The organism is Pseudalgibacter alginicilyticus, from assembly GCF_001310225.1.
GTDB classification, from domain to species: Bacteria; Bacteroidota; Bacteroidia; order Flavobacteriales; family Flavobacteriaceae; genus Pseudalgibacter; species Pseudalgibacter alginicilyticus.
The window spans coordinates 1,507,598-1,521,748 of sequence record NZ_CP012898.1 but is presented as its reverse complement, the minus strand read 5'-3'; the positions used below and the strand labels follow the sequence as shown (position 1 = coordinate 1,521,748).

5 protein-coding genes are annotated in these 14,151 nt (G+C 31.8%); all 5 read left to right on the top strand.

What is annotated here, in order from left to right; all coding sequences use genetic code 11:
• Positions 1-186 precede the first annotated feature (186 nt).
• The 5 genes from APS56_RS06185 (at position 187) to APS56_RS06165 (ending at position 13,934) form a co-directional block, all read left to right on the top strand.
• Positions 187-4,392: a hybrid sensor histidine kinase/response regulator transcription factor gene (locus tag APS56_RS06185; protein ID WP_082379281.1), complete on the top strand. Its 4,206-nt coding sequence runs from the start codon at positions 187-189 to the stop codon at positions 4,390-4,392.
• Between the two features lie 784 nt (positions 4,393-5,176).
• Positions 5,177-7,507, top strand: coding sequence for a fasciclin domain-containing protein (locus APS56_RS06180; RefSeq protein WP_082379280.1), 2,331 nt, complete (start codon positions 5,177-5,179; stop codon positions 7,505-7,507).
• 24 nt (positions 7,508-7,531) lie between these two features.
• Positions 7,532-10,768 carry a SusC/RagA family TonB-linked outer membrane protein gene (locus APS56_RS06175; protein ID WP_082379279.1) on the top strand — a complete coding sequence of 1,079 codons (3,237 nt, stop codon included), beginning with the start codon at positions 7,532-7,534 and terminating at the stop codon, positions 10,766-10,768.
• 22 nt (positions 10,769-10,790) lie between these two features.
• On the top strand, positions 10,791-12,251 hold the full coding sequence (locus tag APS56_RS06170; RefSeq protein WP_082379278.1) for a RagB/SusD family nutrient uptake outer membrane protein: 1,461 nt from the start codon (positions 10,791-10,793) through the stop codon (positions 12,249-12,251).
• Between the two features lie 18 nt (positions 12,252-12,269).
• Complete coding sequence (locus tag APS56_RS06165) at positions 12,270-13,934, top strand: fasciclin domain-containing protein (RefSeq protein WP_082379277.1); 1,665 nt, start codon at positions 12,270-12,272, stop codon at positions 13,932-13,934.
• Positions 13,935-14,151: the final 217 nt, after the last annotated feature.

Sequence of the window (14,151 nt, the reverse complement as noted above, 5' to 3'; positions counted from 1 at the left end):
ATGATTAATCGTACTAATTTAAAGGTGGGGATCTACTAAAAGCAAAAATAATATTAGTTGAGTGATGTGAGTATGTTTTTTTTAAAATATAAATTAAAATTTAGCCTATAATGAATATGCTTTTTCATAGTTTCATAGGAATTATCATATTTAATTATATTTGTGCATATCCATACTAAACCAACTATGAGTATAAAAATTTATATAATATTTTTTTGCTGTCTAATAACTAATATAAGTTTTGGACAATTTAATAATCTGAAGTTTGATAACTTAAGTACTGTTGATGGCCTTTCAAGTAGTACGGTTAGTGAAATATTTCAAGATAAGGAAGGCTTTTTGTGGTTTGGAACCATTGATGGGCTTAATAAATATAATGGATATGAATTTGAGATATTTAGATCGGTATTGCATGATCCCCAATCTATAAGTAATAATAGAATTAGTAGTATTGAGGAGGATAGTAAAGGGAATTTATGGATTGGAACCAATAATGGGCTGAATTTTTTTGATAAAAAAACCAATAAGTTTTCACGTATAAACCTTTATAAACAGTTATCATTATCAAACAGTCCACAAAAAATCATTAACGATTTATTGTATGATGATTTGAATAATGAGTTATGGGTAGCAACCAATAATGGTGCAATAAAAATACTGTTGGATGATGATATAAATTCTAAAAAAATTAAGTTTTCCTATTATATAAATGACCAATTAAATTTAAAATCATTAGATAATAATAATGTAAATGTTATTTTAAAAGATGAGAATAATGCGATTTGGCTGGGTACAGGTGGAAGATACCTAAATCTTTATAACGATGATAAAGATAGCTTTGAGCGTATTTTAATTAAAAACAAAAAGCCCTTTGAACTTAATCATATTCCTAAGCGAGTATTTATTGATTCGGATGGTGATTTTTGGATAGGGAATGATCTTTCTAATTTAATTCTGTGGAACAGGGAAGAAAATAGTTTTAAACATGTATCATTAGTAGATAAAAGTGTTCCGATTTTTGACTTTTTTCAAAGTGATGATGGTGTTTTTTGGGTGCCAACAGAAGGTCATGGGTTGTATTTGTTAAAAAAGAGTGCGGCAGGATTAAAAGTAGAAAAACATATAGTAAACAAGCTTTCAGATTTATTTTCTCTACCTAATAATAAACCATCCAAAGTATTTCAAGATAGGAGTGGTATTTATTGGATTGGTAGTTATGACAAGGGAGTTAGTATCTTGGATCCCACCAAACAAATATTTGGGCATTATTATTATCAGCCAGATAACCCAAATGGTATGAGCGAAAAAACGGTGCAATCTGTTTTACAAGATTCTAAAGAACGTATTTGGATTAGCGCTTATGATGGAGGTCTTAATCTTTTTAATGAGAAGACCCATACTTTTATGCATTACAGTAATGATTCTGAAAACCCTAATTCTATAAGTTCTAATAAAATACTATATACATTTGAAGATCATCAAGGATATATTTGGGTGTGTACTTTAGATGGGGGATTAAATAGATTTAATCCAGAAACAAAGCAAGTTAAAAGGTTTTTTCATAAATCAACAGATTCACTTTCTATAGGGCAAAATTCAGTATGGACTGGAGTTGAAGATTCTAAAAATAGACTTTGGTTTGGATTAAGAACAGAAGGCATAAGCTTGTACAACCCTAAAACAAATCATTTTCACAATTATAAAAATAGCTATGGCAAAGAAAATAGTTTAGTAAGCAATATTGTGTTGTGTCTATTTGTAGATTCTAAGAATCGTTTGTTTGTAGGTACCTCTTTAGGGTTGAATGTTGTTGATTTAAATAAAATAGAGGAGTTTATTCCAGCAAAGTTAGATTTTATTGAAGTAAAAGAAAACGGTATAGAAGGTATTGGTATAAATTATATTACCGAAGATCATAGTGGAAATATATGGGTGGGTACAGATAGTGGTGTTTTTGAGTTAGATTCTGATTTAAGTTTAATACAGTCCTATACGTCTCAAAATGGACTTCCAAATAGTCTTGTGGTTGGTATTGTGGAGGATGATAATTATAATTTTTGGATTACTACCAAGGGCGGATTATCTTTATTAGATCCTACAACTAAACAAATAAAAAATTTTAATACTCATGATGGGTTACAAGGGCCAGAGTTTCAGAGTAAATCTATAGCAAAAACAAAAAATGGTCGAATTCTCATTGGAGGGATAAATGGGTTTAATATTTTTCAGCCTAATGAAATTAATATTCCAGAATCTGTAAAGCTCACACCTCAGATAACTAACTTTAAGTTAAATAATAAAGCGATTGTTCCTGGTGATACTATAAATGGTAGAGTTCTATTAAATAAAGCTATTTCAAGAACTCAAGATTTGACATTGAAGTATAATGAAAATTATATTTCTTTTGAATTTGTAGCCTTGTATTTTGAAAACTCTGAACAGGTTCAGTATGCCTATAAATTGGAAGGACTCGATAGTGATTTTATTGATAATGGGCATAATAGAGTTGTTAATCATTCAAATTTAGAACCAGGGAATTACACTTTTGAAGTAAAAGCCTCTATTGATGAGAAGTGGGAAGAAGCTCAAGCAACAGTAATTAATATTGAAATATTACCACCTATATGGAGAACGTGGTGGGCCTATCTTTTTTATATTCTGATTGGTGCTTTGTTCTTTTGGGTAATTATTTACTATTATACTTTAAAAGTTAAGGAATCTCAAGAACACGAGTTAGATCAAATGAAACTTCAGTTTTTTGTAAATGTCTCTCATGAATTTAGAACTCCACTTACGCTTATATTAAACCCAGTAGATAAAATACTTTCTAGTTTTAATAATGATCCAGAAGTTATTAGAAATTCAGCATTATCTATTCAACGAAGTGCAAGAAGACTTTTGCACTTAGTAAATCAATTATTAGATTATAGAAAAATGGATGTGGGTATGTCTCCATTACAGTTGGAAAAGGGAAATATTGTTAAGTTTAGTGAAGCTATATTTTCGTTATTTATTGTATTGGCAGAAAAAAAAGGAATTAATTATAAATTTTTATCAAGTTCTAAAAATATAACGACCCTTTTTGATTTTGATAAAGTTGAAAAAATTATAACAAACCTAATATCAAATGCTATAAAGTTTACAGATAGTGATGGAGAAATAATAGTATCTGTCAATGAAGTTAAAAAGAATAAAATTATATCTAAAAATCTGTTTTTTAAGAGTGAAAAATCAGGCGATTATGTTGAAATAATTGTTGAAGATACTGGTGTAGGCTTGGATAAAGAACAAATGAAAAGTGTTTTTTCAAGATTCTATAATATGGATATAACCAAAACAGGCACTGGTATAGGTCTTAATTTTACTAAAGGTTTAGTGGAACTTCATGGGGGTGAAATTTTTGTAGAAAGCCAGCACTTAAAAGGTAGTAAGTTTGTTGTAAGATTGCCGTTAGATATAAAAGGATCACCTGAAAAAGTAGAGAATGTTAAGAATGAGTTTTTAATAAATTCCATGAAAGCTGTGGAATATGATATGCTAATATCAGATGATACGCCAGTTATTAAAAGTCAAAATAAAAAAGAAGATGTTGATGGTGCTAAAAAATTGCCAACTGTATTAATCGTTGAAGATAATAAAGAATTAAGAATACATCTTACTAATGATTTAAAAGATTATTACAATGTTAAGGAAGCCGTAAATGGAGAAGATGGGTTGAAAATGGTTTCTAAGTATTTTCCCGATATTGTTGTCAGTGATGTCATGATGCCGAAAATGGATGGTTTTGAAATGTGTCGTTCTATAAAAAAAGAATTAGATACCTGCCATATTCCAGTAATACTACTTACAGCAAGAACTTTGGAAGAAGATAGGGTAGAAGGCTATGAAAATGGTGCAGATGGATACTTGTCTAAGCCATTTGTAACAAGTGTTTTAAAGGCTAGAATTAATAATTTGTTGGAATCTAAAAACAGATTGAGACAAAAATTTTCTGAAATTGGAGGGGTGTTTCCATCCACTGAAGTTACGTCTAATAATTTAGATGAGGCTTTTTTAGATAAAGCTACTAAAATAGTTGTGGACAATATTAGTGATGTTGATTTTAAACAAGAACATTTGTTAAAAGAAATGCACTTAGGAAGGTCTCAATTTTACAGAAAAATAAATTCTCTTACAGGAAACAATCCAAGTCATTTTATACGCACCATTCGTTTGCGATATGCTTCAGAGTTGTTGTTGAAAAATGATTTGTCTATAAAAGAAATAACTCACATGACTGGATTTAATTCTACAGCTTATTTTAGTAAAACGTTTAAGGAGTTGTTTAATGTTACACCAAGTCAATTTATTGAGCAAAATGAGAAGTCTCAAAATAAAAAAACTAAAAAATAGTTTTATGGCATGGTTTGTTTCTATTAAAAAAGAAGTTAGGTTATAATAGTACTACTTGAATTTTTTTAATTCAAAGTTTGATTCTTTTATTTTAGCTAAGATATTTGTTTTGATTTGTAAATAATTAAGGCGTTTCTTTTCTTTTGTTGTATGTGTTTTAGATTATATTTTGGTTTATAATTTATATTTAAGGTTATCACCTTAATTTTTTTTTTTTTTAACGCTAATTGTTTTTAAAAAGTATTGTCAAATAATTAATACTTATTAGTAATAAATTATTAAAGTATAAATAATAATTAGTACTGCTCTTAAAGTTACTAATTGAGAAATAAAGATAACCCAAACATTTCTTTTGTTTTTATCTGCTTTAAACCCCTAATTTACATAGTTAATTAATTGGTTAAATCAAAGTTGCTTTTTTTATAATAATGTTAAATTTTAAATGTATTTGTCCAATTAAATTGATTTATATACTTAAATAATTTATTGATTTTTAATAGTAGTGTTTTGTTCTCAAAATAAGTGTGTTATGTTTGTTTTTATGCGTTTTTTCTTAAAAAAAAGATGATAAAGAACTATAATTTATAGTTATTGAGTGATAATTTATCGTTAACACATTTGTCTATTTTTAACTTTGTCTTAACATTATGATACGTTCAATCTTGAAATCTTATTGATTATGTATAATGCAGAATAACGTTGTTAAAATGCATTATAATTAAAATTAGGCCTGAATATTTTAATAATTGATAACAGTAAATTTATTAACAAAGCTAAACTAAATATGAAACAGAAAATGAAGCACAGAAATGGATTAATTATAATGTTAGCCATTATAATTATATCAACTTTTGGCTGTAAGCCTGATCCTCTCGAATTTGCTCGACCAAAAGATTTGGCAGGTACAATTTATACCCAGCTAGAATCTATGGGGAACTTTAATTATTATTTACAATGCATTGATAAAACGGAGTATAAAGAGCCCTTAGTAAAAGGAGGATCTTGGACTATTTTTGCTCCTACAGATGCAGCTTTTGAAGAGTTTATGCAAGCGGAAGGTTATGCGTCTGTTGATGATATCCCGTCGGATAGATTATTGGACATAGTTCAGTATACTATAGTTACAAGTGGATGGAATACAACTACCTTAACTTATGCAGCAGATGGTGCTGGTTTTTACGCGGGTAGTAATTTTAGACGTTTTACACAAAATGTAGATACTCTTGAGACAATTAATACAGAGGAATACCCTCATTTATTTGTGGATCAGTTCTCACCACCTCCGGGGGTTTATACTATAGAACCAACCTACGGTAGAAGAAAAGCACTAACATATTTTTTAGATGCTTATTTTGACCCTAAACCAAATTTTCAAAAGTCCGACTATTCATTTTTATTTCCAGGAGAGACATTTAACGAAGGAGACATGAAGGTGTTTGAAGTAAATGTATCGCAAACTAATATTGTGGCTGAAAATGGAATGATCTATGCTTTGGATAAGGTAGTTGAACCAAGAATAAGTCAATATCAAAACTTTACTTCGGAAGAATATGGGGGTAAGTATACCCGATTCAAAGAGTTGGTAGAGCGTTTTGGTTTTTTGCGATTTAATCGTAATCAACTGAATGAAGCTACTGGCGAAACAGAACCAATTTATCGTTTAAATTTTAAAACTGGAATAACGGAAAATAATTTACCGTTTAGTCCATACGATGAATCTTATCCAAAATTAAAAGCAAATATAAATTATGATTTATCATTTGGAACGGGTTTGACAGTTCCTACTAATGATGCTTTAGAGGCGTACTTACAAGGAGATAATATTCTTGGACAGTTTTATGATTCATATGACGAGATGCCATTAGATGTACTTGGGAAATTCCTTAGTTCATTTTTCTTTACAGATTTTTGGACGCTTTGTCCTAGTAATCAAGGGCAAACTTTGAATGTGGGATTACAACCAGTTGATTATAATTTAGATGATGTTTTGGACGTAAAAATGTGTAGTAACGGGTTGTTTGTTGGTATAGATAAAGTGTATACCAATGCAAATTTTTCAACAATTATTGGACCTTTATTGTTAGATCCTGAATACGCCATTATGTTAAAGGCCGTTCAAGAGTTAGGGATAGATGTTGCGTTGCAGAGTAAAGGTTCTCAATTTTCAATATTTGGAATTAAGAATAATCAATTTGTTGATATTGCAGACCCCAACAGTTCCACAAGAATAATAACAGTAAAGGATTGGACGTCTGATTTATCTGTCATTCAAATTAACGTTCAAGGTGATTCTGATCCTGCGAGTAATAGGGATTATCCATTGGATATTGATAACCCTACATCGGCTGATATAAATTATGTTAATACAACTTTAAAGGATATTGTTCTTAATCAAATAGTAGAAAAAACAGTAGATATTAATAGTAATAACTACTACGCTACAAAAAGTGGTGAGTTTATTTATGCTTATGAAGGTAATAAAGTGTCAGGTGGAGGTAATTTGAATGATCCTGCAATAGTTACATCAGTTAGAGATACCGATAATGGTAAATTTTATGAAATGTCTCGTGCATTAGAAAGACCTTTGAAGTTTACTTATGGAGCTTTAGTAGATAATTCAACAATATTTTCAAGATTTATTGAAGTTATGGAGGCTACAGGAGGCTTTGTTGTGATACCTAATAATAGTAACGATAAATTGGTAAGTTTCTTAAACTTACAGAGAACATTTACGTTGTTAGCTCCAAATAATAATGCGGTTAACCAAGCTATTGCGGATGGTGTTATTGTAGACCCAACTACGGTAAATTCATTACCAGCACTTGAACAGGCTATTGCTAAGCAAGATCTTTTAAATTTTGCAAAAAGACACTTTATACAACAAGCTATCCCAACTGATGGAATAATAGCAGGGGCATATTCATCTATGTATTTTGAAAAAGTTATTGATTTTGTACCAGTTTATGAAGAATATGTATTCGAAAATAACTATGCAACATCAAATTTAACTATAAAAAAACCAGCAACCGGGGAGGTTATAACCGAAACAGGAGCCGTGACAAATTTACTCTCAAAAAGAGTAGTCATTCACGAAATTGAAAATTATTTAAACTAGAAAACCAACAAAAGCTTGATAAGTATGAAGGATAAACACAAGTCATATTCCTATGCCTTAATGATAGTGTTTGCATTGTTTTCAATGTACAACATGTCAGCACAGTCGCAATCTACAATTATTACAGGTGTAGTTGTCTCAGAATCAGATGGACAACCCTTAACAGGAGCTACGATTGCTGAAAAAGATAAAAACAATCGTATTATTAATGGTGTTGTTGCCGATTTTAATGGTAATTATTCATTAAAAGTCTCAAATCCAAATAATACTATAACGTTTTCCTATGTGGGTTTTGTTACCAAACAATTGGTTCCAGGAAATCAAACGCAATTTAACATTGCATTAAAAGAAGACATTTCAGAATTAGAAGCCATTGTAATTAGAGGTAGAAAGAAGGTATTTACCGGAGATTTTGAAATGGACAAACGGCGTATAGCAACAGCTATGGAAACTATTGATATGGAAGATATTAGTGAAACTGTTTCTACAGGTCTTGTTGATCAACTACAAGGACGATTAAGCGGTGTGGACATTGTTGCTAACTCAGGTGAGCCTGGTGCTGGGATGTCCATTAGGATTCGTGGAACGTCGTCGTTAAACGCTTCTTCAGAGCCGTTAATTGTTATCAATGGTGTACCATTTGAAACAGAAATTGATGCACTTTTCGATTTCGGTTCTGCAGATGAACAACAATATGCTGCTTTAATTGGAGTATCACCAAATGATATTGAAGAGATTTCGGTATTAAAAGATGCTGCTGCCACGGCTCAATATGGTTCACGAGCAGCAAATGGGGTGTTACTTATTAAAACTAAAAGAGGTGCTAAAGGTAAAGCGCGTTTCTCTTACAGTTATAGAGGTAGTGTGGGATGGCAACCAGATGGAATGCCTATGTTAAATGGAGACCAATATTCAACGTTAATTAAAGAAGAGCTTACAGCGGTAGATATTACACTCCCTCAACCTCAAATTGAGTTTGATCCAACTTATGAACTATACAACCTTTATAACAAGAATGTTGATTGGGTTGATGAAATAACGCAATTAGGTTACACACACGAAAACTTTTTAGGTGTTTCTGGTGGTGGAGAGAAATCGGCTTACCGTGTGTCTGTTAGTTATAAAAATCAACAAGGTACCACCATTGGTAGTGCATTAAAAACCTTTACTACTAGAACCATTTTAGATTATAACATTTCTAATAAAATATCTATTTCTACAGAGTTGGCATATACACATGGTTCGTTAGATAAATCTTATTCAGGAATTAGGGGGTTGGCGTTGAGAAAAATGCCAAATCAATCTATATATGAACTGGATGAGTTTGGTAACCCAACTGATGTATATTTTACACCAGTTAACGCCTATCAAGGTAATGGATCCGATTATTATAATCCAGTAGCTATGGCAAAATTATCTACTAATAACACAGAAAACAATAGGATTACTCCTACATTCAGAATTAATTATAATCCTTTGAAGCGGTTAACTTATAATGCTTATATAGCATTTGATATTAATACAGATAAGGCTTCAAACTTTTTGCCAGAAGCAGCATTTGGAGCAGCATGGACAAATTCGGATGCTAACCAAGCAAGATTTGCAGATGCAGAATTTTTTGTAATGCGTACTGAAAATAAACTTGTTTGGAATCCTAATTTGGGGGATAACCATTCTGTTTTTGCTAGTGGAACCATTCAAACTTATGATAAAACAAGTCAAGGATATTCTGCAATAACAAGTAATTCACCAAGTAGTTTAATACAAACACCAATTGCTCAAACAAGAATTGAAGGGTCTGGTAACAGCTTAAGTTCCAGTTTTTCACAAAATAGATCGATAGCGTATAACTTTATGTTTAACTATCAGTTTTTAGACCGCTATATTTTAAGTGGGGGTATTCGTTCAGAAGGAAATTCTAGATTTGGTAGTAGCTATAGATATGGTACTTTTCCAAGTGTTGCAGCTAAATGGATATTTTCAGATGAACCTTTTATGGAATCGTATGATTTTATTGATGAGTTAGGTTTAAGAGCTAGTTATGGTGTCAATGGTAATTCACCAAACTTTAACTATGGGCAATATAACACCTATTCCACGTATGGTTATGATTATCTTGGAGAGAGCCCTGTTTTTCCAGATAACATGGAGTTGACAGATTTAAGATGGGAAACTATTATCCAAAGTAACTTTGGACTAACTTATTCTTTTTTTGATCGTCGTGTAAGTGGAGATTTAGAATTTTATAAAAAAGAAACTAAAGATTTGTTAGGAGAAAATACTGCAATACCTTCTTCATCAGGATTTTCAAATTTGCCTTTTCTTAATTTAGGTAATATCTCTAACCAAGGTTTTGAATTAAGTGTAAGAACAAGGTTAATAGAAACCAATGATTTCTCATTGGAGATGAATTTTAACATTGCTCGTAATACCAATCTTATTACTAAAATTTCTGAGGCACAGGTAGTTGAGGCTGGGGATCCTTTGGCAACTGGTCCTAATGGCTATCTCAAAAGAATTCAAGAAGACAATCCAATTGGCTCATTCTATGGCTACAGATACTTGGGGGTGTATAGTACAATTGATGAGGTAATAGCACGTGATGAAAATGGCGATATAATATATGATCTAAATGGGACGCCAAAAAACATGGTATTCAATGAGGATTCAAGAAGTGCATTTCAACCAGGTGATGCGAAATATGAGGATATAAATAATGATGGTAGTATAGATCGTTTGGATGTTGTTTATTTAGGTAATGCCAACCCATTATTGTACGGGGGCTTTGGTCCAACTGTAAGATATAAAAACTTATCTCTAAATGCATTTTTTAATTTTAGGTATAATCAAAAGGTTATTAATCTAGCTAGAATGCAAACAGAAAGTATGGATAGTTATGATAATCAAAACACTGCGGTTTTACGCCGTTGGAGGTTTGAGGGAGATGTGACCGATATTCCTAGAGCAGAATTTAATAGTCCAGTTAATACATTGGCTTCCGATCGTTTTCTTGAAGATGCTTCATTTTTAAGAATGAAGTTTATAACCCTTAAGTATGATTTGCCAAAAACGTTTATTGAGAAAATTAACTTTACCAATGCGTCATTTTTTGTTACTGGAACAGACTTGTTAACCTTTACTAAATATTCTGGTCCAGATCCAGAAACAGGAAGCAGTAGTGATTGGAGAAAACTTGGTTACGATACTAATCAAACACCAAGGTCTCAACAGATAACTTTAGGGGTAAATCTGTCATTCTAAATTGTAAAATTTAAAAAACATTATGAAACGAAACATAATTAAAATATACGCCATCATTCCAATACTATGTATAACATTGTTTTCATGCGATAGTTATTTAGAATTGGAGCCACAAGATAGTTTAATACAACAAGAATTCTGGCAAAATAAAGAACAAGTATCTGCTGCCCTTGCAGGGTGTTATGCATCTATGAATCAGTCTGGTTTCACAGATAGGGTGCTGTTATGGGGAGAATTAAGAGGGGATATGTTGGTGTCCTTAAGAGCTGGTAATGACCAGAATAACATGCTAAAGAACTTTATGTTTCCTAGCAACGGGTTTACCAATTGGAGCACGCTTTACAAAACTATTAACCACTGTAATTTGGTATTAACTTATGCTGATCAAGCACAAGTAAACGATTTATCTTTTACAGAACAAGAATTAAGAAGAATTAAAGCTGAAGCTATAACCATTCGCTCTTTAGTTTACTCTATATTAGTTAAAAATTTTAGAGAAGTACCTTTAATTCTTACTGCTACAGCTGATACTGATACAGATTTTTACCCAGCAAAGAATACTGAAGATGAGATTATTGCTCAAATTATTTCAGATCTTGAAGCAGCTGTAAATGATCTTAATTTAGGGTTTGCACAATCGCCGGCTCACGATAAAGGGAAAATGACCAAAGGAGCTGCATTAGCAATATTGGCTGATATTTATTTATGGGATGAGCAGTACGACAATTGTATAGATGCAACCACACGTTTAGTTAATTTAAATAAATACAATTTAGTAGATGGAGCTAACTGGTTTAATGATATCTTTTTCGAAGGTAATTCAGATGAAGGAATTTTTGAACTTCAATTTAGCGATATAAATGCTACATTAAGAAATGCATTTCAAGTAGGTAATCCTACTTATGCACCATTTAGTGGTATATTTGAGTTATACAATGAATTCCCTGATGATGTAAGAGGTAATTTTGCAACTTATGGTATGTTCCAGAATACTGTTTTTAAATATGCGGGTGTTGATGCAACAGGTGTTTATAGAGGAGCTGACCAGTATTATAACACATTTATATTTTACAGATATGCAGATGTTTTATTGATGCAGGCTGAAGCCTATATACTTTCTACAACCAATAAAGATCTAAATAAGGCTTACGCTCTTATTAATCAAGTACATGAGCGTGCAGTTGGAACACCCTTAGAGCAGATAACTACAGAAGGCGAATTATTAAATGCTTTATTGTTGGAACGCCAAAAAGAACTTGCCTTTGAAGGCAAAAGATGGTACGATTTATTACGCTTTGCTAAACGTAATGATTTTGAAAATCAGTATCTTATACTGGATTTGGCAGCAGTGAAAGCTGGGCCAGACGATTATGAGCAGATTTTAAGTTATTTTTCAGAAAAAGAATCTTATTACTTGCCAATATATTTGAATGAGGTTAACCTGAATCCTAATTTAATTCAGAACCCATATTACGAAAATTAAAACTAAAATTAAACTATTATGAAAACTAATAAATTTATTACATGGCTAGGTGGCGTCGTATTAATTATAGTCGTCAGTGTAGGATGCAAAGACGAACTTGAGGATACCACGTTCTTTACTTCGGATGAAATGACTGTTATCCAAACATTGGAATCTAATCCTGAGACGTTTTCGTCTTACATTGAGATTCTTGAAAAAACAGATTTGTATAATGCATTTAAAAGTTATGGAAACTATACCTGTTTTGTGCCTACCAATGAAGCTGTAAAGGCTTTTTTGATGGAAAAGTTCAATGTAGAATCTGTAAGTGCAATAACCAATCCAGAGGATATTGAATTTTTAAAAATTGTTGTTAAGTTTCAAACCATACCATCTGGTAGAGGCACCAGTGGCTTTGTAGAAGGAAGGCTTGTTGATACAACATATACAGGAGATTATCTTACAACATCCTTTTTAAAAGGAGGAGGAATTGCCAATGTAGAGATTAACCGTACAGTAGGATTGGTTGCGTATGATATTAGAGCCACTAATGGTCTTATACACGCTACAAATGGTGTGTTAGACCCATATATTGACCCCGTGCCAGCAGTTATGGAAAAAGCAGGGAACCATACTATTTTTGTTGAGGCCTTAAAGCAAACGGGGTATTATGAAAAGTTTTCAGTTATTTTCAATGAATTTGGTTCAAAGAACAATTTTACCATTTTAGCTGAATCAGACGAAGTTTACGCTCAAGAAGGAATTCATTCATTTGATGATTTAGTTACTCGGTTTTCTCCAAATGATAGCGATTTTACCAATCCTGAAAATGATTTGAACAGGTTTGTTGCATATCATGCAACACAGAATTTTTTATACTCAAGAAATTTTCCAGAGGATGCATTTGTAAATACAGTTTTAGAAAGAAACGCTTGGAAATCGTTTAAAACGGATACAGAACTTAGAATAAACGAAACAGAAACAGGTGAGGATGATACTTGGACGTCATTGATAATAAGTGAGAGTAACTTTCCTGCTAAAAATGGGGTTTATCATACTGTAAATAAGCTATTTACTATATTTACGCCTAAGCCAAAGCATATCATTTTTGATGTAGTAAGCGATCAGCCAGAATACCAATCTAGGTTAATTAGAGCAGGTTCAAACGTGCCAAGTACATCATGGGAATTTATTAGATGGTTTCCGGAAGGCAACAAACGTTATTTACAACAATCAAACAGGATAAATTTAAACAATAATATTTTAGACGTTGGAGGTTATTCATGGATAGAATTTGATACGCCAGTGTTGCCCAAAGGAAAATACGAGATGTTAATCTCTAGTAATGGAGGTAATAAGGCAAGAGGGATCTTTCAAGTATATTGGGATGGAGAGCCTATTGGGTCACTTTATGATTTAACAATAAATACAGCAGGTAAAGGGTTTCCTGATGAAGCGCTTATGGAGTCCAGAGGGTGGCGTCATGGTTACAAATGTATAACAAACAATGCAGGAGCTACTCAATATGATGCTGCAGGTGCTAGTAGATTTATAATTACCAGAGAATTGTTATGCCCAGAACAGAAACGTCATGTTATAAGGTTAGAAGCTGTTAAGGCAGGTGGTAGCCCTATAGATTATATTGAATGGATTCCTGTTGTTGAAAATGGACCAGCTGATGATTCTGAATGTTATAATGATTAGAAATTATAAAACCTATCAATAGGTGTTGATGAAGGTAGTAAAAATTTCAAAATAGAAGTAATTGAAGAATTTAAAATAAGCAATAGAAATATATGGCATAGTTAATTTAATAGGCTTAAATGTAGTAGCTAACCTTGTAAGGGAGAGAACAGGGGTAGTTAGTGCAAAAATAATTTAAGCAGTATTTGCGCTTTATTTTATTCTCCATTGTATTAAA